Below are 21,368 nucleotides of genomic sequence, written 5' to 3'. Positions count from 1 at the left end.
GATCACCATGACGGGCAGGCTGGCGGCGGTGAACCTCGGCATCGTGACCGAGGCGGAGTGGGCGGGCGATCCGAGCGGCCGCAGCGGCATCGACAAGCGGCCGGTGGACGGCCCGGTGCTGATCCGTACCGAGGGCGTGGCCGGTGACTTCATCGGCGAGCGGGCCCACCACGGCGGGCCGGACCAGGCCGTCTACGCCTACGCCGAGGAGGACGCCGCCTGGTGGGCCGCCGAGCTGGGCCGGTCGATCGGGCCCGGCGGCTTCGGCGAGAACCTGACCACCTCCGCGGTCGACGTGACCGGGGCGGTGATCGGCGAACAGTGGGCGATCGGCTCGGTGCTGCTCCAGGTGACCAAGCCGCGTACCCCGTGCACCACGTTCGCCGGCTTCTGGGGCGTGCCCGACCTGATCAAGCGGTTCACCGTGCGCGCGCTGCCCGGGGCGTACCTGCGGGTGCTGCGCGAGGGCGAGGTCGGGGCGGGCGACCCGGTCGAGGTGGTCGAGCGCCCGGCGCACGGGGTGACCATCGGCGAGGTGTTCCGGGCGCTGAACCTGGAGCCGGAGCTGCTGCCCCGGCTGCTGGACGCGGCGGACCTGCCGGAGTCGATCCGGGACAAGGCGCGCCGCCGGCTCGCCGGCCGCACCCCCCGCTGACCCACCCCGCGTCCCGCGTGCGGGGCCGTGCGAAGCGGAACGGGCCCCGTCCCGGGAGGGAGGGGCCCGTCCGGCGTCGGGTCAGCGCAGCCAGGGGATGCTGCGGTCGAGCAGACCGCGCTCCTTGAGCTCCTTGCGCAGCGGGATCTCGTCGTCGATGTAGCCGTCCCAGTTGATGCCCCAGTAGTTGGCGGTGTGCGTGCCCTCACCGCAGAGCTGGCGCTGCACCGGGGTGCGGTTGGCCCACCACTCGCCGTCCTTGTCGATGTGCAGCTCGTCCAGCGGGCGGATCCACCGGTAGGTGTAGCCGACGAAGAGCATCTTGCGGGTGATGGTCGACAGGTTGGTCGACCGGGAGTGCCACTGGCGGCGGTCGAAGATGAACGCGTCACCCGGGTTGGCGGTGATCTCCACCGTGCCCTCCGGGTCCGGGTTGTGCACGGTGGTGTCCGCCGGGCGGGGCAGCGAGTTCCACAGGTGGCTGCCCGGGATGACCTTGGTGGCGCCGCGCCCGGTCTCCGACAGGTCGGAGAGCACGTAGGCGACCTTCAGCGAGAACATCGGCCGGGGGAGGTTCGGGTCCATCGTCTCCGGGTCGGAGTTCTGCCGGTACCCGTCCTGGTGCCAGCCCCAGTACGGCTTCTCCGGCTCCAGCGCCGGCGGGGTCACGTCGAGGTGGTTGTGGTGGCTGTAGATGTTCCACCCGGCCAGGCCCCACATGTACGGGAAGGCGATCGGGTGGGTGAGCAGGTCGCCGAAGAGCTCGTCCCGGTTCAGGAAGCCCAGCAGGTGCAGGGTGCCGTCCTTGGTGGTGTTGCCCTTGGCCTTCTCCTCGGCGTAGACACGGTCGACCGCCGCCTCCAGCGCCGCCCGGTGGTCCTCCGTCAGGACGTTCCGTAGCAGCAGGAAGCCCTGCTCGTGAAACTCCTTACGGTCAGTGTCGCTGATCGGTTCGTAACCGGTCCGGTCGCCGTAGTCGAACGCCACGTCGTACCCCTCCCCATGAGGCGAAACCATTGCTGGCACAGGCCGCCGATCGTAACGCGCTGCAAGGGCGGGCGGGAATGCCCGACTCGCCGCGGAGCGCGCCAGCCGGACCAAGGGCAGTGGTACGAGTGCGGTGCGTATACCCCGGCCACCTGCGGTGGGGCTATCGTCGGAAATGCCGGTTTGTGCGGTGACTGCCGGTAAGGAGATCAGGGTCCTTCACCCCTCGGCGAAGACCTCCGCCACCACCCGGGACTCCTCCGCCGAGCCGTCGGTCACCGGGTTCCAGGTGCCGCCCCGGGCGGTCCACTCCAGGCCGCCGAAGCGCACCCGCTTCACCCCGTGGTCGCCGGCGTGGGAGACCAGCCAGTGCGCGTACCGCCAGCCGCCGCGCTGGTCCGCGGCGGGCACGCTGAGGCCGGTCAGGTCGGTGGCGGCGGCCGACGCCGCCAGCCCCCAGTCGAGCGTCAGGCCGCGGGTCAGCGCCGCCGTCGCGGCAGTGCCCCGCATCGCCGGATCCCGCCCCACGGAGCAGGCGACCGCGCCGGTGGCGTGCCCGAGCAGCGCCCGGGTGAGCACCTGGGACTCGTCCGCCCACTTCTGGTACGCCTCCGGGAAGGCCGACCGCTGCACCTTCTGCGCCGCGTCGGTGACCCGCATCCGCTCCCAGCCGCGCACCTTCTTCAAGGCCGCGTAGAACCGGTTCGTCGCGTAGCGGGGGTCGCTGATCTGCGCCGGCGTGCCCCAGCCCTGGCTCGGCCGCTGCTGGAACAGCCCGATCGAGTCGCGGTCGCCGCCGTCGAGGTTGCGCAGCCCGGACTCCTGGTACGCGGTGGCGAGCGCGACCACCACCGCCCGCTCCGGCATCTCCCGCTGGATCCCGATGGCCGCGATGGTCGCCGCGTTGGCCATCTGGTCGGCGTCCAGCGCCACCTTGCCGTCGGCCTGGACGGTGCAGGTGCGGCTGGCCAGCGGCAGCCGCAGGCCTTCGCCGAACTGCCGGACGACGTACAGGATCCCGATCACGGCGACGAGCACGAGGACGACTCCACCCGCCACGACTGCCCGAGTTCGCACCCACACCCCCTGTTCGACAGCGCGACAAGCGTACGTCCCCGAACGGCCACTCCGGGTCGTCCGACCGGTTCAGCCCCGCCCCGCCGGATGCGCCGCCCCGGACGGGTGACCGGAGGTTCCCCGTCCAGCCGCTGTCTCACCTGGTCGTCCGGACCACCGGGCGGCACCGGGCCGTCGGCGAAGCGGAGCGTGCCTCGCTCAGCCGGCGACCTCCGTCGCCCCGTCCAGCTCGGCCACCCAGCGCGGGGCACGCTTCTCCCGGAACGCCAGGACGCCCTCGCGGCCGTCCTCGGAGAGGAAGAAGCCGGTGGAGATCCCGGCCAGGTCGGCGATCTCGGCGCGCAGGTCGGTGGCGGCCGGCCGGCGCAGCAGCCGCTTCGCCCCGGCCAGCGCGGCCGGCGCCCCGCGCACCAGCGAGTCGCAGTACCGGGCCACCGCGGCGTCCAGCCCGTCCGCCGGCACCGCGGCGGTGACCAGGCCGATCTCGGCGGCCCGCCGGCCGTCGAAGGTGTCCCCGGTCAGGTACAGCTCGGCCGCCGCCCGCGGGTGCAGCCGGGGCAGCACGGTCGCCGAGATCACCGCCGGGATCACCCCGATCCGCACCTCGGTGAAGGCGAAGGTGGCCTCCTCGGCGCAGACGGCCAGGTCGGCCGCCGCGATCAGGCCGAGGCCGCCGGCCCGGGCCGGCCCGGCGACCCGGGCGAGCACCGGCTTCGGGCACTCCCAGACGGCGGCCAGCACGTCGCCGAGCATGCCCGCCGGCACGGTTCCGCTGGCGTACGCGGCGGCGGTCTCCTTCAGGTCGGCGCCGGAGCAGAAGACCGGGCCGGTGTGGTCGAGCACGATCATCCGGACCGCGTCGTCGGCGACCGCGGCGGCCAGGCCGGCGAGCAGCTCGGTCATCAGCGGGGTGGAGAGCGCGTTGCGGTTGTGCGGGCTGTCCAGGGTGAGGGTGGTCACCCCACGGGCCGTGGCGACCCGCACCAGCGCGTCGGGAGAGGTCATGCGGGCACACTAGTGGCCATGCCCGGCGTCCTTCCAGAAGGCGAACCCGTCCCCGCCGACGGTTCGCTGCCCGCCACCGCCACCCGCGCGGTCGGCGCGCGTGGCTTCGGCGTGTACGTGCACGTGCCGTTCTGCGCCAGCCGCTGCGGCTACTGCGACTTCAACACGTACACGGCGGCGGAGCTGGGCGGCGGCGCGAGCCGGGAGGGCTACGCCGACACCGTGCTGGCCGAGCTGGCGCTCGCCGCCCGGGTGCTCGGCGACGCGCCGCCGCCGCGGGTGGACACGGTGTTCGTCGGCGGCGGCACGCCGACCCTGCTGCCCGCCGACGACCTGGCCCGGATCCTGGACGGCATCGACCGCACCTGGGGGCTGGCCGCCGACGCCGAGGTGACCACCGAGGCCAACCCGGAGTCGGTCACCCCGGAGTCGCTCAAGACGCTGCGTGCGGCCGGCTACACCCGGATCTCGCTGGGCATGCAGTCCGCCTCGCCCGGGGTGCTGGCGATCCTGGACCGCACGCACAGCGCCGGCCGGGCCACCGCCGCCGCGGCGGAGGCGCGCGACGCCGGGTTCGACCACGTCAACCTGGACCTCATCTACGGCACGCCGGGGGAGAGCGCGGAAGACTTCGCCGCCTCGCTGGCGCAGGTGGTGGCGGCCGGCGTCGACCACGTCAGCGCGTACGCCCTGATCGTGGAGGACGGCACCCGGCTGGCCGCCCGGATGCGCCGGGGCGAGCTGCCGTACCCCAGCGACGACGTCGCGGCGGACCGCTACCTGGCCGCGGAGGCCGCCCTCTCCGCCGCCGGTTTCTCCTGGTACGAGGTCTCCAACTGGGCCCGTACGCCGGCCGGCCGGTGCCGGCACAACCTGCTCTACTGGACCGGCGGCGACTGGTGGGGCCTCGGCCCGGGCGCGCACAGCCACGTCGGCGGGGTGCGCTGGTGGAACGTCAAGCACCCCACCGCGTACGCCCAGCGGCTCGCCGCCGGCCGGTCGCCCGGCCTGGCCCGGGAGGTGCTCACCCCCGACGAGGCGCACACCGAGGACGTCATGCTCCGGCTGCGGCTCGCCGCCGGGCTGCCGCTGGCCGGCCTGGACGCGGCCGGCCGGGCCGGCGCCGAGCGGGCGCTGGCCGACGGGCTGCTGGCCGCGCCCGAGTACGCGGCCGGCCGGGCCGTGCTCACCCTGCGCGGGCGGCTGCTGGCCGACGCCGTGGTGCGCGACCTGCTGCCCTGATCCGGGCTGCCCGGAGCCGGCCGGGGGAGCGGCCGGCCCGGGTCACCGGGTGAAGCTGTAGGTCATCGGGTAGCGGTAGAGCACGCCTTCGTTGGCCTTGAACCCGCCGATGATCCCGAAGATCAGCGGCACCAGCCAGACGAGCATCGGGACGAAGAACAGGATCCCGCAGGTGACCAGCGTGAGCACCCAGCTCAGCACGCTGACGATCGTCCAGGTGAGCTGGAAGTTCAGCGCCGCGACGGCGTGTGCGCGGACGCTCGGCGACTGCTGCCCGCGGACCATCATCGCGATGAGCGGCGCCAGCCAGCCGAGCAGGCCGCCGCCGATGATCACGCCGGCCGCGCCGCCGAAGTGGGCGATCAGGGCCCAGGTCTTGTCCTCGTTGTTGGCGTAGCCGGCGGGCGGGCCGTAGCCGCCACCGGCCGGGTATCCGGGCCCCGGCGGGTAGCCACCGGGCGGCGGGTAGCCACCGTACGGGGGCGCGCCGGCTGGCGGAGGGTAGCCACCCGACGGCGGTTGGTCACCGGTGGGCGGCGGATAGCCACCGGGCGGGGGATAGCCGCCCGAGGCCGGCGCCCCGGACAGTGGTGCGGTGGGTTCGTCACCGGACGGCGGGCCGGGGACGGCCGACGGAGCGGTCGGATCCGGCGGCGGAGCGCCGGGGCCGTCGGCTCCCGGGGGGCGAGGCGGTTCGGTCATGCACGTCACGGTAGGGGCAGCCGGCAAGGACACACCAGAGCGACATCGACCGGCTTGTCCGGATGATCGGTCGGTGCGGCCGCACCGGCGGTCCGTCTTGATCATCGCGCCGGCGGGCCCACCGACGTAGACTGGCACTCGCTACAGTCGAGTGCCAGGACGCGCCGCGCCGCCGGCAGTGCGCCGCCGGCCGACGTGCGACAGGAGGTGGGGAGATGGGTCTCGACGACCGCAAGCTCGCGGTGCTGCGCGCGATCGTCGAGGACTACGTCGCCACGCAGGAGCCGGTCGGCAGCAAGGCGCTGGTCGAGCGGCACCAGCTCGGGGTCTCCCCGGCCACGGTGCGCAACGACATGGCCGTGCTGGAGGAGGAGGGCTACATCCGGCAGCCGCACACCAGTGCCGGCCGGGTGCCCACCGACCGCGGCTACCGGCTCTTCGTGGACCGGCTGTCCCGGGTCAAGCCGCTCAGCCCGGCCGAGCGCCGGGCGATCGAGCGCTTCCTGGTCGGCGCGGTCGACCTCGACGACGTGGTGCACCGCACGGTGCGGCTGCTGGCGCAGCTGACCCGGCAGGTCGCCGTCGTGCAGTACCCGAGCCTGGCCCGCTCCTCGGTGCGCCACCTGGAGCTGGTGCCGATCTCCACCACCCGGCTGATGCTCGTGATGATCGCCGACACCGGCCGGGTCGAGCAGCGGCTGGTCGAGATGCCCGGCCCGATCCCGGCCGACGACGTACTCGACCTGCGCCGGCTGGTCAACGAGAAGCTGGTCGGCACCCGGCTGTCGGAGACCCCGCCGCTGGTGCAGGCGCTGGTCGACGAGGCCACGCCCGACCTGCGGCCGGCGATGGCCACCCTCTCCACCGTGCTGCTGGAGACGCTGGTCGAGCGGCACGAGGAGCGGATCGCGCTGGCCGGCACGGCCAACCTCACCCGGGGCGGGCTGCTCGACTTCCAGGGCTCGCTGCGGCCCATCCTCGAGGCGCTCGAGGAGGAGGTCGTGCTGCTCAAGCTCATCGGTGAGGTCGAGCCGAGCACGCTGCGGGTCCGCATCGGCGACGAGAACGAGATCGACAACCTGCGCGCCGCCTCGGTGGTCAGCACCGGCTACGGACCGGGTTCGACCATCGTCGGTGGCCTCGGCGTGCTGGGGCCGACCCGGATGGACTACCCCGGCACCATCGCCACGGTGAGGGCCGTGGCACGCTACGTGGGCGACCTGCTGGCCCAGAACTGACCAGGCAGAACCGACGGCCGGTTCCGGCCGGCGACCGGCGCAACGCGAGACGAACATGAGGACACGGAACGCAGTGGCCAGGGACTACTACGGCATTCTCGGTGTGAGCCGGGACGCCTCCGACGACGAGATCAAGCGCGCCTACCGCAAGCTGGCGCGGCAGTACCACCCGGATGTCAATCCGGACCCGGAGGCACAGGAGAAGTTCAAGGACATCAACGCCGCGTACGAGGTCCTCTCGGACGACCGGAAACGGCAGATCGTCGACCTGGGTGGCGACCCGCTCGCACCGGGCGGCGGGGGCCCGGGCGGCCCCGGGGGCCCCGGCGGCGCCGGTCCGTTCGTCGGCTTCCAGGACATCATGGACGCGTTCTTCGGCGGCGCGGGCGGCTCCCGCGGGCCGCGGCCGCGTACCCGGCCGGGCGCGGACGCGATCCTGCGGCTGGAACTGGACCTGCACGAGACGGCGTTCGGCGTGGAGGCCCCGATCACCGTCGACACCGCCGTGCTCTGCACCACCTGCTCCGGCGCCGGCACCGCCGCCGGCACCCACCTGGCCACCTGCGAGGCGTGCGGCGGCCGGGGCGAGGTGCAGTCGGTGCAGCGCACCTTCCTCGGCCAGGTCGTCTCGGCCCGCCCGTGCACGGTCTGCCAGGGCTACGGCACCACCATCCCGCACCCCTGCCCGACCTGCGCCGGCGACGGCCGGGTCCGCACCCGCCGGTCGCTGACCGTGAAGATCCCGGCCGGGGTCGAGGACGGCATGCGGATCCGGCTGGCCCAGCAGGGCGAGGTGGGCCCGGGCGGCGGCACCGCCGGCGACCTCTACGTGGAGATCCACGAGCGCCCGCACGACGTCTACTCCCGCAAGGGCGACGACCTGCACTGCCGGGTCACCGTGCCGATGACCGCCGCCGCGCTGGGCACCCGGCTGACCATCAAGACGCTGGACAGCGAGGAGACGGTCGACGTCAAGCCGGGCACCCAGCCGGGCAGCACGCTGCGGCTGCGCGCCCGGGGCGTGCCGCACCTGCGCGGCACCGGCCGGGGCGACCTCTACGTCCACCTCGACGTGCGCACCCCCACCAAGCTCGACGCCGAGCAGGAGCGGATGCTGCGCGAGTTCGCCAAGACCCGGGGCGAGGAGGTCGCCGAGCTGACCAAGCAGGGCGGCTTCTTCTCCCGGATGCGCGACGCCTTCAACGGCCACGCCTGACCGGCCGGCAGGCCGCGCCGCACCCCGGGTGCGGCGCGGCCGCCTCACCGCCCCGGCCGGCGGCGCTGCCGATAGCCTGATCCCGTGTCCGCGCCGCTGTTCCTGGTCGAGTCGCTGCCGACCACCGACTCGCTGACCCTCGACGGCCCGGAGGGCCACCACGCCGCCACGGTGCAGCGCCTGCGGGTCGGCGAGGAGCTGCTGCTCGCCGACGGGCACGGGGGCACGGCCACCGCCGTGGTCACCGCCGTCGGCCGGGGCAGCCTGGAACTCGACATCCGCTCCCGGGGGTACGTCGACGCGTCCGTCCCGCGGCTGGTGGTGGTGCAGGGCATCGCCAAGGGCGACCGGGGTGAGCTGGCCGTGCAGGCGATGACCGAGGTCGGGGTGGACGAGATCGTGCCCTGGGCGGCGGCCCGCTCGGTGACCCAGTGGCGCGGCGACCGGGGCGTACGGGCACGGGAGAAGTGGGCGGCGACCGCCCGGGAGGCCGCCAAGCAGGCCCGCCGGGCCTGGCTGCCGGTGGTCGCCGGGGCGCCGGACGAGTCCACCGGCACGGTGGCCCGCCGGATCGCCGGGGCGGCCGCCGCGTTCGTGCTGCACGAGGAGGCCGACGACCGGCTGACCACCGCCGAGCTGCCCGACTCCGGCGAGATCGTGCTGGTGGTCGGCCCCGAGGGCGGCATCACCCCGGCCGAGCTGGACGCGTTCGCCGCGGCCGGCGCCCGCCCGGTGCGGCTCGGCCCGTCGGTGCTGCGTACCTCGACGGCCGGCGTCGCCGCGCTCGCCGTGCTGGCGACCCGCCTGCACCGCTGGTAGCCGTTCCGCCCGGCGCCCCGACCGGGTCGCGGCGGCGCGAGAGGCGGGCGGCGTCTCGACCGGGCCGGTCAGCTACGCAGGTAGGAGGCGCCGTTGAGGTCGACGATGGTGCCGGAGGCCCACTCGGCCTCGGGAGAGGCGAGCCAGTGCACCGCGGCGGCGATCTCCTCCGGGCGGGCGACCCGGTTGAACGGGCTCTGGGCCCGTACCGCCGCGCCGCGCTCGGCCTTCAGGTGCTCGTTGGTCATGTCGGTCGCCACGAAGCCGGGCGCGACAGTGGCCACCGCGATCCCGTACGGGGCCAGCGCCACCGCGAGCGACTGCCCCATCGCGTTCAACCCCGCCTTGCTCGCCCCGTACGCCGGGTTGCCCGGCTCCCCCCGGAACGCGCCGCGCGAGGAGACGTTGACGATCCGCCCACCGCGCCCGCGCATGTGCTGGGCGGCGCACCAGGTGGCGTTGGCCGCGCCGAGGAGGTTGGTGTCGACGACCTCGCGCCAGCGCTGCCGCCACTGCTCGTAGCTGTTCTCGAAGACCGGGTGCGGCGGATCGGCGGGCCCGAACACGCCCGCGTTGTTCACCAGCACGTCCAGCCCGCCGAGCTGTTCCGCGGCCTCGTCCACCATCGCCCGGACCGCGTCCGGGTCGGCGAGGTCGGCCCGGACCACCACGTGCCCGTCGCCGGGCAGCTCCGCCCGCAGCTCCTCGGCCAGCTCCGCCGAGTCCCGGTGGTGGATCGCCACCCGGTCGCCCCCGGCCGCGAAGGCCCGGACCACCGCCCGCCCGATGCCGCGCGAGCCCCCCGTCACCAGTACCGCCCGTGAAGTCACGCCGGCCATCATGCCGCAGCGGCCCGGCCCTGCTCACCGGCCCCCGGCGCAGCGCTTAACATGCCCGAATGGGAGCCGACTGCCTGTTCTGCCGCATCGTCGCCGGGGAGATCCCGGCCACCGTGGTCCGGGAAACGGACACCACCCTCGCGTTCCGCGACATCGACCCGAAGGCGCCGGTGCACGTGCTGGTGATCCCCAAGGAGCACTACGCCGACGTGGCCACCCTCGGCCAGGGCGACCCGGCGCTGGCTGGTGCGGTGCTCGCCACGGCCGCCGCGGTGGCCGAGGACGAGGGACTGCTCGGCGACGGCTTCCGGCTGATGTTCAACACCGGCACGTACGGCGGCCAGGAGGTCTTCCACGCGCACGCGCACCTGCTCGGCGGCGCGCCGCTCGGCCCGATGCTCTGCCGCTGACCCGTCGCCGCCCGCCGGCCCGCCGCGCCTCCTTACACTGCCCGGGTGACGGATGTGGGGGACCGCCTCGGGCGGATGGTGCGGCGGGTGCAGGCGCAGGCGCGGGTGCCGGCGGTTTCGGCGGCGCTGCACCGGGCCGACCGGCCGTTGTGGCAGTGCACGGTCGGCTGGACCGCCAACGACACCGCGCTCGACCCGGAGACCCGGTTCCGGATCGGCTCGGTCACCAAGACCTTCACCGCCGTGCTGACCCTCCAGTGCCGCGACGACGGCCTGCTCGACCTCGACGACCCGATCGGCCGGCACCTCGACCTGCCGGCGCACGGCGAACTGACCGTCCGCCGGCTGCTGTCGCACACCGCCGGCCTGCAACGGGAGCCGTACGGCGACGTCTGGGACACCCTGCGGGCCCCGGACGCCGACGCGCTCCTGGCCGACCTGGCCCGCGCCGAGCGGGTGCTGCCGCCGGGACGTCGCTACCACTACTCCAACCTGGGCATGGCGCTGCTCGGCCGGATGGTCGGCGAGCTGCGCGGCGGCACCTGGGCCGAGGTGCTGACCGAGCGGGTGCTCACCCCGCTGGGGCTGACCCACACCTCGGTGACGCCCGGCCGGCGGGCCGCGACGGGCTTCCTGGTCGACGCGTACTCCGACGAGGCGCACCCCGAGCCGCCGACCGACTTCGGCGCGGTCGGCCCGGCCGCCCAGCTCTGGAGCACCGCCGGGGACATGGCCCGGTGGGCCGCCTTCCTGGCCGATCCCGCGGCGCTCGACGCGGCCGGCCGGGTGCTCGCCCCGGCGACCCTGGACGAGATGCGCTGGCCGGTGACGATGACCGACGAGACGCTCTGGGCCGGCGGTTTCGGGCTCGGGCTGATCCTGGTCCCGCAGGGCCGGCGGATCATGCATGTCGGGCACGACGGCGCGATGCCGGGCTTCCTGGCCGCCGTCTACGGCCGGCGGGGCGGCGAGGGCACCGCAGGCGCGATGGGCGCGGCCGTGCTCGGCTCCTCCGGCACCGCCGCCGAACTGTTCGAGCTGACCCACCGGCTGCTCGACGCGGCGGTGGAGCACGACCCCGCCGAGATCGAGCCGTGGCGGCCCGGCCCGCCGGCCCCCGAGGCGGTACGCGGGCTGCTCGGCCGCTGGTGGGGCGAGGGCTTCGAGTACGTCTTCTCCTGGCACGACGGGGCGCTGCGGGCGCGGGGGGCCGACGATCCGGCGGGGAAGCCGCCGGCGGTCTTCGCGCCGCTGCCGGACCAGCCGGACGTCTACCGCACGGTCTCCGGTCGGGAGGTCGGTGAGCTGCTCCGGCTGACCCGGGACGAGCGCGGCACGGTGGTCCGGATGCACTGGGCGACCTACCGGTTCACCCGCACCCAGGAGACCTTCGAGCGGTACGACTTCCGCGCCGGAAGCTGACCGCCGGCCGGCGGAAATGGGCGAGGTGCCACCCGTGTTGAACCGATACGATGGGTGTAACGTCCGCACGCCGTGCCAGCAGGGCCGGCGCTGATTCGAGAGCAGGTGGCGCAGGGCCCCTCGGCCCGACCTATGACCGGCACCCCACCTCCCGGCCCGCCTCGGGTGCAGACCAGGATCACGGTTCCCGATTCCAAGATCATGGTCAACCTGCTCGGCGCGGGTGACGAGATCCTGCGACTGGTCGAGCGCTCGGTGAACAGCGACGTGCACGTCCGGGGCAACGAGATCACGATCAGTGGCGCGCCCGCGGACAACGCCCTCGCCGAGCGGCTCTTCAGCGAGCTGCTCGAACTCATCGAGAAAGGCGAGACCCTGACCACAGACGCCGTCCGGCGTACCGTCGGCATGCTCGAGCAGGGCGGCGCCGAGCGGCCCGCCGAGGTCCTGACGCTCAACATCCTCTCCCGGCGCGGCCGCACCATCCGTCCCAAGACGCTGGGGCAGAAGCGCTACGTCGACGCGATCGACGCGCACACCATCGTCTTCGGCATCGGCCCGGCCGGTACCGGCAAGACCTACCTGGCCATGGCGAAGGCCGTGCAGGCGCTCCAGGCCAAGCAGGTCAACCGGATCATCCTCACCCGGCCGGCGGTCGAGGCGGGGGAGCGGCTGGGCTTCCTGCCCGGCACGCTGAACGAGAAGATCGACCCCTACCTGCGCCCGCTCTACGACGCGCTGCACGACATGCTCGACCCGGACTCGATCCCGAAGCTGATGGCGGCGGGCACGATCGAGGTAGCGCCGCTGGCGTACATGCGCGGCCGGACGCTCAACGACGCGTTCATCATCCTCGACGAGGCGCAGAACACCACGCCCGAGCAGATGAAGATGTTCCTCACCCGGCTGGGCTTCAACTCCAAGATCGTCGTCACCGGCGACGTGACCCAGGTGGACCTGCCCGGCGGCACGACCAGCGGCCTACGGGTGGTCCGGGAGATCCTGGCCAACGTCGAGGACGTGCACTTCGCCCAGCTCTCCAGCTCGGACGTGGTCCGGCACCGGCTGGTCGGGGAGATCGTCGACGCGTACGCCCGCTGGGACGCCGAGCGGGAGAACCAGCAGGCGCAGAGCGTGCGCGCCGTGCCGGGGCGGGCCGCCCAGGGCGGCCGTGCCGGCCGGCGCCGCTAGACAGAGGAAGTCACTTGTCCATCGAGATCGCCAACGAGTCCGGTGTCGACGTCGACACCGACGCCGTGCTCGCCGTCGCCCGGCACGCCCTCGACGAGATGGGGGTCAACCCCCTCGCCGAGCTCTCCGTGCTGCTGGTCGACGTCGACTACATGACCGAGCTCAACCACCGCTGGATGGGTGGCGACGGGCCGACCGACGTGCTCGCCTTCCCCATGGACGAGGGCAGCGTCGACCACGGGCCGGGGGAGGCCACCGCCGCGGGCGGCGAGCCGGCCCTGCTCGGTGACATCGTGCTCTGCCCCGAGGTGGCGGCCAAGCAGGCGGCCACCGCCGGGCACTCCGCCGCCGACGAGCTGCACCTGCTCACCGTGCACGGCGTGCTGCACCTGCTCGGCTACGACCACGCCGAGCCGGAGGAGGAGCGGGAGATGTTCGCGCTCCAGGCCCGCCTGCTGGCGAGCTGGCGGTCGACCCGGTCCCGGTGATGTCCACACCGCTACTGGCGGCCGGCGCCACCGCCGGCCTGCCCGACGCGCAACTGATCGTTTTCGCGGCCGGGCTGGTGGTGCTCGCCGGCCTGATCGCGATGACCGAGGCCGCGCTGGCCGCGGTCTCCCCGGCCCGGGCCGCCGAGCTGGCCCGCGACGGCGCCCGCGGCGCGCGTACCCTCCAGGTCGTCGCCGGTGACGTGGTCCGCCACCTCAACCTGCTCCTGCTGCTGCGGCTGCTCGCCGAGCTGACCGCCACCACCCTGGTGGCCCTGGTCGCGGTGGACACCTTCGGCGCGGGCTGGCGGGCCGCGCTGATCACCGCCGGCGCGATGACCGTGGTCAGCTTCGTGGTGGTCGGCGTCGGCCCGCGCACCCTCGGCCGGCAGCACGCATACGCGGTGGGCCGCGCGGTCGCGCCGCTGGTGCGCTGGCTCGGCCGGGCGCTCAACCCGCTCGCCTCGCTGCTGATCCTGATCGGCAACGCGGTGACCCCGGGGCGCGGCTTCCGCGAGGGGCCGTTCGCCACCCAGGTGGAGCTGCGCGAGCTGGTCGACCTGGCCGAGCAGCGCGGCGTGGTGGAGCACGGCGAACGCCAGATGATCCACTCGGTCTTCGCGCTCGGCGACACCATCGCCCGCGAGGTGATGGTGCCGCGTACCGAGATGGTCTGGATAGAGGCGAACAAGACCCTCTCCCAGGCGCTGGCGCTCTTCCTGCGCTCCGGCTTCTCCCGGATCCCGGTCATCGGCGAGAACGTCGACGACGTGCTCGGCGTGCTCTACCTCAAGGACCTGATCCGGCGCACCCAGGGCGGCGCGCCGGAGGACCGGCGGCTGCCGGTCGCCGAGCTGATGCGCCCGGCCACCTTCGTGCCCGAGTCCAAGCCGGTCGACGACCTGCTCTCCGAGATGCAGGCCGCCCGCAACCACCTGGTGATCGTCGTCGACGAGTACGGCGGCACCGGCGGGCTGGTCACCATCGAGGACATCCTGGAGGAGATCGTCGGCGAGATCACCGACGAGTACGATGTCGAGCGCCCGCCGGTCGAACGGCTGGAGGACGGGGCGGTGCGGGTCACCGCCCGGCTCCCGGTGGAGGACCTGGGCGAGCTGTTCGACACCGAACTGCCCGCCGACGAGGTGGAGACGGTCGGCGGCCTGCTCGCCCAGTCCCTGGGCCGGGTCCCGATCCCCGGGGCGCAGGCCGAGGTGGCCGGCCTCCGGCTGGTCGCCGAGGGCACCACCGGCCGGCGTAACCGGATCGACACGGTGCTGGTGCGCCGGGTGGAGTCGACCGGCGAACCGGACGGCTCCGGCCGGGGCGAGCACCCCGAGTCCCGGGGCGACCACAACCGATCCGAGGAGAGGCAACCCGCCGATGCCTGAGTCATCCGCCGCGCCGGCCGCCCGGCCCACCCCGTCCGAGCCGGTCGAGCTGAGCGCCGAGGACGCCAAGCTGGTCGTGCTGGCCCGGGGCGCGCGGGGCCGGGTGGGTGCCGTGGAGGGCGCTGCGGTCCGCGACCAGGACGGCCGGACGTACGCGGCGGCCAGCGTGTCGCTGCCGTCGCTGACGATCACCGCGCTCCAGCTGGCCGTCGCCTCGGCGGCCGCGGCCGGGGCCACCCGGCTGGAGGCGGCCGTGGTGGTGACCGAGGCGTCGACGCTGGACGGCGCCGGGCACGCCGCGGTGCGGGACCTCTCCGCCGACGCGCCGGTCCACGTGGCCGCGCCGGACGGCACCGTCCTCGGCACGGTGACCGCGTGACCCGGCGGACCGTCGCGCCCCGGGGCTTGGCCCCGCGCGCCGCCGCACCGGGCGGGGCTGCCGCGTGAGCGACCTGGCACAGCGGCCGTACCGGGCCGGATTCGCCTGCTTCGTCGGCCGGCCCAACGCCGGCAAGTCGACGCTGACCAACGCGATCGTCGGGCAGAAGATCGCGATCACCTCGAACAAGCCGCAGACCACCCGGCACGTGATCCGGGCCGTGCTGCACCGGCCCGACTCGCAGCTCGTGCTGGTCGACACCCCCGGCCTGCACCGCCCCCGGACGCTGCTCGGCGAGCGCCTCAACGACCTGGTCCGGCAGACCTGGAGCGAGGTCGACGTGATCGGGCTGTGCATCCCGGCCGACGAGCCGGTCGGCCGGGGCGACCGGTTCATCACCGGCGAGCTGGCCGGGCTGAAGGCCACCGTGCTGGCCGTGGTGACCAAGACCGACCTGGTGGACCGCAAGCGGCTCGCCCAGCAACTGCTCGCGGTCAGCGAGCTGGGCGAGTTCGCCGAGGTGGTGCCGGTCAGCGCGGTCTCCGGGCACCAGGTCGACACGCTGGTCGACGTGATGACCCGCTACCTGCCCGAGTCGCCCCAGCTCTACCCGGACGACATGCTCACCGACGACCCGGAGCAGGTGCTGGTCGCCGAGCTGATCCGGGAGGCCGCCCTGGAGGGCGTCCGCGACGAGCTGCCGCACTCGATCGCGGTGGTGGTCGAGGAGATGATCCCCGAGGGGCAGCTCACCAGGATCTACGCCGACGTCTACGTGGAGCGGCCCAGCCAGAAGGCGATCGTGATCGGCCACCGGGCCAGCCGGCTGAAGGAGGTCGGCACCACCGCCCGCCGGCAGATCGAGGAGCTGCTCGGCACCCGGGTCTACCTCGACCTGCACGTACGCGTGGCCAAGGACTGGCAGCGGGACCCGAAGCAACTGCGCAAGCTCGGCTTCTGACCGGCCCGGCCCGGACGGCGGCGGTCACCACGGACCGCCGCCGCGAGGGGCACGGTGGCGAGCCCCCGGATGCCCCAGGGCGGAATGATCGGTATCGGTCGGGCATATGGGGATTTTCACGTTCGATCGGGGCCTCTGTCGTTTGGCGGGCCGGCGGCGCAGGGTAGGGGAGGAAGATCCCCCTGCCCCCGGACCCCTGCAGGCTGATGCGAAACCGATACCTGGACCTGCTCCGCTTCCTGGCCATCGTTCGAGTCGTCGTCTACCACGTCACCGGCTGGGCCACCCTGACCCTGGTCTTCCCGGCGATGTCGGTGATGTTCGCGCTCGCCGGTTCGCTGATGGCCGCCTCGCTGCACCGCTGGGGTCCGTCCGCCGTCGTCCGCCGGCTGCGCCGCCTGCTGCCGTCGCTCTGGGTGGTGGCCGCTGTCTTCGTACCGGCGATGCTGCTCACCGGGATGCCGCTGAGCCCGAAGGTGCTGCTCTGGCTCTTCCCGGTCGCCGACCCGCCGGCCAACGACTGGGGCGCCCTGGCGCTGAGCGTGATCTGGTACCTGCGCGACTACCTCTGGTTCGTGCTCGCCTCGCCGGTCGCGCTCTGGCTGTTCCGGCGCGCCCCGGTGCCCACCCTGCTCGCCCCGTACGCCCTGCTCGCCGCGGCGGAGTTCGGCCTCTACCCGACGGCGCCGGTGGTGTTGCGCGAGTTCGGCCTCTACTTCGGCGCCTGGCTGCTCGGCTTCGCCCACCAGGCCGGGATGCTGCGCCGGCTTGCCAACCGGGTGCTGCTGCCGGTCGCCCTGGCCCTCGCCGCGGCCGGCGGCGCCTGGATCGTCACCCACCCGGGCCCGCGGGGTTTCGACCTCAACGACAACCACCTCGGCAACGCCCTCTGGTCGGCCGCCTTCGTGCTCGTCCTGCTGGGCCGGGCGCCGGCCGGCGCGGCCTGGCTGGGCCGGTTCCCCCGGTTCGACCGGCTGGTGACCGTGTTCAACCGGCGGGCGTTGACCGTCTACCTGTGGCACATGCCGTTCGTGGTCGCGCTCACCCCGCTGGTCGACGTGGTCGGCTGGTCACACCAGGACCCGCTCGGCCTGGCCATCCGGGTCGCGCTGGTCTTCGCGCTGGTAGCGGTGGTGACCGCGCTGGTCGGCTGGGTGGAGGACGTGGCGGCCGGCCGCCGGCCGGAACTGGTCCCCGGCGGCCGCCGCCCCGCCCCGCCCCGCCCGGCCCGCCCCGGTGCGCGCGTCGGCGGGGCGCCCGGCGAGCCGGTGCCGTCCAGCCCGCCGCCCGCCGGCGCCGCGCACCTGCCCGTGCCGGTCAGCGGCCGGGCCCCGGTACCGGTGCCGCGCGGCGGCGAGGTCGAGACCGTCGAGCTCAGCGCTGGGCGACCGTGACGTTGCCGCTGCCGGTGCCCACGTCGATGACCAGTCGCGCGGCCGGGTCGTCGGGTACGGCGACCTGCACGTCGCCCGAGTCGGCCTGGGAGCGGACCCGGTAGGGGCCCGGGGGCACCACCAGGGTGACGTCGCCGCTGGAGGCGTGCACGCGGGCCGAGGCCGCGGTGCGCAGCTCCACGGTGACGTTGCCGGAGCTGGCCTCGGCGTCGACCTCGCCACCGAGCCGGCTGGCGGTGATGTCACCCGAGGAGGCGCGCAGGGTGGTCGGGGCCGCCACGTCGGCGATGTCGATGTTGCCCGAGCCGGTCTCGGCGCGTACCGGACCGCTGGCGCCGCTGACCCGGATGTTGCCCGAGCCGAGCCGGAACTCCACCGGGCCGACCCGGCTCAGCTCGACGTCGCCGGAGCCGGTCTCGCCCTGGACCGCGACCCCCTCCGGGGCGGTGACCTCGTAGGAGACGCTGCACCGGTTTCCGCAGTCGGCGTCCAGCACCAGCTCGGCGCCCTTGATCTCGTACCGGGCGTCGGGCTGGCCGCCCTGGTAGCGCACCACCCGCTTGATCCGTACCTCGCCGGCCGGGCCGCTGGCCCGGACCACCACGTCGCCGGAGCCGGGCAGCACCCGGATGGTGGTGATCCGCGCCGCCTCGGTGTTGTCGTAGTCGAGGCGCCGGAAGGAGAGGTTGTCGCACCCGGCGAGGACGATGAGGGTGGCGGCCGCGGCGACAGCGGCGGTGGTTCGGTGCAGGGCCATGGCGAGCACGCTACGGCGGATACCCGGTGCCACACATCCGGGACGGCCGGCCGCGCACCCCGAACCGACCCTGATTTCCCACCCCGAGGGAGAATGACCCGATGGCCGGGTACCGCCGACAGCTCTACCGCGACGACGCGGTGGTCCTGCGCGTACAGAAGCTCGGCGAGTCCGACCGGATCATCACCCTGCTCACCCGCCGGCACGGCCGGCTGCGCGCGGTCGCCCGCGGCATCCGGCGCACCACCAGCAAGTTCGGCGCCCGGCTGGAGCCGTTCGGGCACGTCGACCTCCAGCTCGCCGGCGACCCGAAGGGCAACCAGGGCAGTTCGCTGCACACCGTGAGCCAGGTCGAGGGGATCGACCTCTACGGCAAGCGGTTCCTGGGCGACTACCCGCGCTACACGGCGGCCAGCGCGATCGCCGAGACGGCCGAGCGGCTCACCCCGGTGGAGCGGGAGCCCTCGCTGCGGCTGTTCCAGCTCACCCTCGGCGCGCTGCGCGCGCTCGCCGACGGCAGCCACGCCACCACCCTGGTGCTCGACGCCTACCTGCTGCGCGGGATGGCGCTGGCCGGCTGGGCGCCGGCGCTGACCGCCTGCGCGGTCTGCGGCACCCCGGGGCGGCACCGGGCCTTCTCGGTGCCGGCCGGGGGAGCGGTCTGCCCGGACTGCCGGCCCCCCGGCGCCGCCCACCCCGCCCCGGCCACCATCGACCTGATGTCCGCGCTGACCAGCGGCGACTGGCGGGTCGCCGACGCCACCGAGGCCGGTGTACGCCGGGAGTGCAGCGGTCTGGTCGCGGCGCACCTGCAGTGGCACCTGGAGCGCGCGCTACGCTCGCTGCCGCTGGTCGACCGGGGCGCCCCGGCGCCCGGCGCGGAAGGCGCGAGCAGGGAGAAGAGCGAGTGATCCGATCCATGAGGGCCGGCCGGCGCGAGCCGGTGCCGCCGACACCGCACCCGTCCGGCGCGCGGCCGCCGGCGCTGCCCCGGGAGGCGGTGCCCCGGCACGTCGCCGTGGTGATGGACGGCAACGGCCGGTGGGCCAAGGAGCGCGGGCTGCCCCGCACCAAGGGCCACGAGGCGGGCGAGTTCTCCCTCTTCGACACCATCGAGGGCGCCATCGAGCTGGGCATCCCCTACCTGTCGGCGTACGCCTTCTCCACCGAGAACTGGCGGCGCTCGCCGGAGGAGGTCCGCTTCCTGATGGGCTTCAACCGGGACGTCATCCGCCGCCGCCGCGACCAGCTGGTCGACCTGGGCGTCCGGGTGGTCTGGTCCGGCCGGGCCGGCCGGCTGTGGAAGAGCGTGATCTCCGAGTTGCAGACCGCCGAGGAGATGTCCCGCGGCAACTCCACGCTGACTCTCCAGTTCTGCGTCAACTACGGCGGGCAGGCCGAGATCGCCGACGCCGCCGCCGCGATCGCCCGGGACGCCGCGGCGGGCCGGCTCGACCCGTCGAAGGTCACCGAGAAGACGGTGGCGAAGTACCTCTACCACCCCGAGGTCCCCGAGGTGGACCTCTTCCTCCGCCCCTCCGGCGAGCAGCGGATCTCCAACTACCTGCTCTGGCAGACCGCGTACGCCGAGCTGGTCTTCCTCGACACGCTCTGGCCGGACTTCGACCGCCGGCACCTGTGGTACGCCTGCGAGCTGTACGCGCAGCGCGACCGGCGCTTCGGCGGCGCGCTGCCCAACCCGGTCGCACCGACCACCTGAGGCGCAGGCTTACCCGCCCGTCACGCCGGGTATCAATCCGGTCAGCAGTCACTGACGGAGGTGAACCCACATGATCCAGAAGCGCATTGCCCAGTGGGCGGTGATGGCGATCGCGGTGCCGCTCGCGGCGGCCGGCGTGCGCCGGCTGAGCCACACGCTGGAGGCCCGGCGCGGCCCGTCCGGGGTCACCCGCATGCTCACCAAGGGCGCCGACCTGCTCCGCCCGCAGAAGGCCAAGCGTCGCCGCTTCTTCTGACCCGTCCGGCGCCCGCCTCCGGCGGCGTCGCCCGCCGCCCCGACCCGGCGGCGATCGGGCGGTTCCCGGTGTCCCGCGACGGTCACCCGACCGGGTGGCTCGCCCACCGCAACCGCCCGCTCGACCCCCGGGTCGGGGTTCGTGGTTTCCGGCGTGGGCGGGGGTGGCGGTGCCTAGGATCGGGGGCGGGGCAGGGGCAGGCCCCGACCGCGTCGAGCCTCGGGGGTGGGGATGCGGGATCTCCGGTACAAGATGATCATGGCGCTGAACGCCGCCGACCTCGGCGACCCGATCTGCGAGCAGGTGGCCGAGATCTGCGCCGAGATCGCCGAGCAGCACTGCGCCGAGTTCGGCCACACGCCCCGGCTGCGGTCGGGGGAGATCGCCGAACTGGCCACCGGGGAGCCGGCCCTGACCTGGGCCCCCGCGCCCACCGACACCGGGCAGCGTGCCTGGTGACACTCCCCGTCCCGGGGGTGGACGTCCGCCGGGCCGACGACCGCTTCGCCACCCGGATCTCCTGGCTCGACTCGAAGCACTCCTTCTCGTTCTCCCGGCACTACGACCCGGCCAACACCCACCACGGCCTGCTGCTGGTCAACAACGACGACGTGGTGCGGCCGGGCGCCGGCTTCGAGACCCACCCGCACGAGGACATGGAGATCGTCACCTGGGTGCTGCGCGGGTCACTGGTGCACCAGGACTCCACCGGGCACTCCGGGGTGATCTATCCCGGGCTGGCCCAGCGGATGAGCGCCGGCACCGGGATCCTGCACTCGGAGAAGAACGACGCCTGGCGGCTCGACGGCCGGGACCCGCACACCGACCCGGTCCACTTCGTACAGATGTGGGTGCTGCCCGACACCGAGGGCGTCGATCCCGGCTACGAGCAGCTGGAGATCGACGACCAGTTGCTGCGCGGCGGCCTGGTGCCGGTGGCCTCCGGCATGGACCGGTACGACGGGGCGTCGGCGATCCGCATCCGCAACCGGTACGCCACCCTGCACGCCGCCCGACTCCAGCCCGGCGACGAGGTGGTCCTGCCGGACGCGCCCTTCGTGCACCTCTACGTGCCGGTCGGCGCGGTGACCCTGGAGGGCAGCGGCCCGCTCGGCACCGGCGACGCCGCCCGCCTCACCGCCACCGGCGGCCAGCGGGTCACCGCCACCGACCCCGCCGAGATCCTGGTCTGGGAGATGCACGCCACCATCGCCTGACC

Annotated in this window: 24 protein-coding genes; 18 read left to right on the top strand and 6 right to left on the bottom strand. The window is 74.2% G+C overall.

Annotated elements, in window-relative coordinates:
• The first annotated feature begins 7 nt into the window (after positions 1-7).
• Positions 8-655, top strand: a complete 648-nt coding sequence (locus tag Q3W71_RS09850) for an MOSC domain-containing protein (RefSeq protein WP_302919011.1) — start codon at positions 8-10, stop codon at positions 653-655.
• Positions 656-736: 81 nt separating this feature from the next.
• Here Q3W71_RS09850 and Q3W71_RS09845 read toward each other — a convergent pair whose 3' ends face one another.
• The 3 genes from Q3W71_RS09845 to Q3W71_RS09835 form a co-directional block, all read right to left on the bottom strand.
• Positions 737-1,642, bottom strand: a complete 906-nt coding sequence (locus Q3W71_RS09845; protein ID WP_233257757.1) for a phytanoyl-CoA dioxygenase family protein — start codon at positions 1,640-1,642, stop codon at positions 737-739.
• Positions 1,643-1,861: 219 nt separating this feature from the next.
• The gene (locus Q3W71_RS09840) at positions 1,862-2,725 is read right to left on the bottom strand and encodes a hypothetical protein (protein WP_302919010.1); all 864 of its coding nucleotides are present in this window, start codon (positions 2,723-2,725) and stop codon (positions 1,862-1,864) included.
• A gap of 192 nt (positions 2,726-2,917) precedes the next feature.
• Positions 2,918-3,724, bottom strand: coding sequence for an enoyl-CoA hydratase-related protein (locus tag Q3W71_RS09835; protein ID WP_302919009.1), 807 nt, complete (start codon positions 3,722-3,724; stop codon positions 2,918-2,920).
• Positions 3,725-3,742: 18 nt separating this feature from the next.
• Between Q3W71_RS09835 and hemW the strand changes: the two genes are divergently transcribed.
• The gene (gene hemW / locus Q3W71_RS09830; RefSeq protein ID WP_302919008.1) at positions 3,743-4,966 is read left to right on the top strand and encodes a radical SAM family heme chaperone HemW; all 1,224 of its coding nucleotides are present in this window, start codon (positions 3,743-3,745) and stop codon (positions 4,964-4,966) included.
• Between the two features lie 42 nt (positions 4,967-5,008).
• Here the strand turns inward: hemW and Q3W71_RS09825 are convergent, their stop codons facing one another.
• Positions 5,009-5,668: a DUF4870 domain-containing protein gene (locus Q3W71_RS09825; RefSeq protein WP_302919007.1), complete on the bottom strand. Its 660-nt coding sequence runs from the start codon at positions 5,666-5,668 to the stop codon at positions 5,009-5,011.
• Positions 5,669-5,883: 215 nt separating this feature from the next.
• On the opposite strand from Q3W71_RS09825, the gene hrcA reads away from it, so the two are divergent.
• The 3 genes from hrcA to Q3W71_RS09810 all read left to right on the top strand — a co-directional run bounded on the left by hrcA (position 5,884) and on the right by Q3W71_RS09810 (position 8,941).
• Positions 5,884-6,906 (top strand): heat-inducible transcriptional repressor HrcA, encoded by a 1,023-nt coding sequence (gene hrcA / locus Q3W71_RS09820; protein ID WP_088992423.1) that lies wholly within the window; start codon positions 5,884-5,886, stop codon positions 6,904-6,906.
• 73 nt (positions 6,907-6,979) lie between these two features.
• Positions 6,980-8,122: a molecular chaperone DnaJ gene (dnaJ, locus tag Q3W71_RS09815; RefSeq protein ID WP_302919648.1), complete on the top strand. Its 1,143-nt coding sequence runs from the start codon at positions 6,980-6,982 to the stop codon at positions 8,120-8,122.
• An 84-nt stretch (positions 8,123-8,206) separates the two neighbouring features.
• On the top strand, positions 8,207-8,941 hold the full coding sequence (locus Q3W71_RS09810; RefSeq protein WP_302919006.1) for a 16S rRNA (uracil(1498)-N(3))-methyltransferase: 735 nt from the start codon (positions 8,207-8,209) through the stop codon (positions 8,939-8,941).
• A gap of 68 nt (positions 8,942-9,009) precedes the next feature.
• Here Q3W71_RS09810 and Q3W71_RS09805 read toward each other — a convergent pair whose 3' ends face one another.
• Positions 9,010-9,771 (bottom strand): SDR family NAD(P)-dependent oxidoreductase, encoded by a 762-nt coding sequence (locus Q3W71_RS09805; protein WP_302919005.1) that lies wholly within the window; start codon positions 9,769-9,771, stop codon positions 9,010-9,012.
• Positions 9,772-9,839: 68 nt separating this feature from the next.
• Between Q3W71_RS09805 and Q3W71_RS09800 the strand changes: the two genes are divergently transcribed.
• The 8 genes from Q3W71_RS09800 (at position 9,840) to Q3W71_RS09765 (ending at position 17,416) form a co-directional block, all read left to right on the top strand.
• The gene (locus tag Q3W71_RS09800; protein WP_302919004.1) at positions 9,840-10,190 is read left to right on the top strand and encodes a histidine triad nucleotide-binding protein; all 351 of its coding nucleotides are present in this window, start codon (positions 9,840-9,842) and stop codon (positions 10,188-10,190) included.
• Between the two features lie 45 nt (positions 10,191-10,235).
• Complete coding sequence (locus tag Q3W71_RS09795) at positions 10,236-11,612, top strand: serine hydrolase (protein ID WP_302919003.1); 1,377 nt, start codon at positions 10,236-10,238, stop codon at positions 11,610-11,612.
• Between the two features lie 132 nt (positions 11,613-11,744).
• A complete protein-coding gene (locus tag Q3W71_RS09790) occupies positions 11,745-12,803 on the top strand; it encodes a PhoH family protein (RefSeq protein ID WP_302919002.1) in 1,059 nt (352 codons plus the stop codon).
• A gap of 14 nt (positions 12,804-12,817) precedes the next feature.
• A complete protein-coding gene (ybeY, locus tag Q3W71_RS09785; RefSeq protein WP_088992429.1) occupies positions 12,818-13,291 on the top strand; it encodes an rRNA maturation RNase YbeY in 474 nt (157 codons plus the stop codon).
• Positions 13,267-14,682 carry a hemolysin family protein gene (locus Q3W71_RS09780; RefSeq protein WP_302919647.1) on the top strand — a complete coding sequence of 472 codons (1,416 nt, stop codon included), beginning with the start codon at positions 13,267-13,269 and terminating at the stop codon, positions 14,680-14,682. Before ybeY ends, Q3W71_RS09780 begins: the two co-directional genes overlap by 25 nt.
• Positions 14,675-15,061 (top strand): cytidine deaminase, encoded by a 387-nt coding sequence (locus tag Q3W71_RS09775; RefSeq protein WP_109899809.1) that lies wholly within the window; start codon positions 14,675-14,677, stop codon positions 15,059-15,061. The genes Q3W71_RS09780 and Q3W71_RS09775 overlap by 8 nt, the downstream gene beginning before the upstream one ends.
• 64 nt (positions 15,062-15,125) lie before the next feature.
• Positions 15,126-16,022: a GTPase Era gene (era, locus tag Q3W71_RS09770; RefSeq protein ID WP_302919001.1), complete on the top strand. Its 897-nt coding sequence runs from the start codon at positions 15,126-15,128 to the stop codon at positions 16,020-16,022.
• Positions 16,023-16,228: 206 nt separating this feature from the next.
• Complete coding sequence (locus tag Q3W71_RS09765; RefSeq protein WP_302919000.1) at positions 16,229-17,416, top strand: acyltransferase; 1,188 nt, start codon at positions 16,229-16,231, stop codon at positions 17,414-17,416.
• Here Q3W71_RS09765 and Q3W71_RS09760 read toward each other — a convergent pair.
• Entirely contained in the window at positions 17,397-18,173 is a 777-nt protein-coding gene (locus tag Q3W71_RS09760; RefSeq protein ID WP_302918999.1) for a DUF4097 family beta strand repeat-containing protein, read from the bottom strand. The two genes, Q3W71_RS09765 and Q3W71_RS09760, sit on opposite strands and share 20 nt — an antisense overlap.
• A 101-nt stretch (positions 18,174-18,274) precedes the next feature.
• Here Q3W71_RS09760 and recO point away from each other — a divergent pair, with 101 nt between their 5' ends.
• The 5 genes from recO (at position 18,275) to Q3W71_RS09735 (ending at position 21,366) form a co-directional block, all read left to right on the top strand.
• A complete protein-coding gene (gene recO, locus Q3W71_RS09755) occupies positions 18,275-19,084 on the top strand; it encodes a DNA repair protein RecO (RefSeq protein WP_302918998.1) in 810 nt (269 codons plus the stop codon).
• Positions 19,085-19,092: 8 nt separating this feature from the next.
• Complete coding sequence (locus Q3W71_RS09750) at positions 19,093-19,893, top strand: isoprenyl transferase (RefSeq protein WP_302919646.1); 801 nt, start codon at positions 19,093-19,095, stop codon at positions 19,891-19,893.
• A 70-nt stretch (positions 19,894-19,963) separates the two neighbouring features.
• The gene (locus Q3W71_RS09745; protein ID WP_302918997.1) at positions 19,964-20,149 is read left to right on the top strand and encodes a hypothetical protein; all 186 of its coding nucleotides are present in this window, start codon (positions 19,964-19,966) and stop codon (positions 20,147-20,149) included.
• Positions 20,150-20,380: 231 nt separating this feature from the next.
• Positions 20,381-20,608 carry a thioredoxin reductase gene (locus tag Q3W71_RS09740; protein WP_302918996.1) on the top strand — a complete coding sequence of 76 codons (228 nt, stop codon included), beginning with the start codon at positions 20,381-20,383 and terminating at the stop codon, positions 20,606-20,608.
• Entirely contained in the window at positions 20,605-21,366 is a 762-nt protein-coding gene (locus Q3W71_RS09735) for a pirin-like bicupin family protein (protein WP_302918995.1), read from the top strand. The genes Q3W71_RS09740 and Q3W71_RS09735 overlap by 4 nt, the downstream gene beginning before the upstream one ends.
• The last annotated feature ends 2 nt before the right edge of the window (positions 21,367-21,368 follow it).

The organism is Micromonospora sp. C28SCA-DRY-2, from assembly GCF_030519475.1.
Lineage (GTDB): Bacteria > Actinomycetota > Actinomycetes > Mycobacteriales > Micromonosporaceae > Micromonospora.
This window is presented reverse-complemented; position numbering and strand designations above follow the sequence as displayed.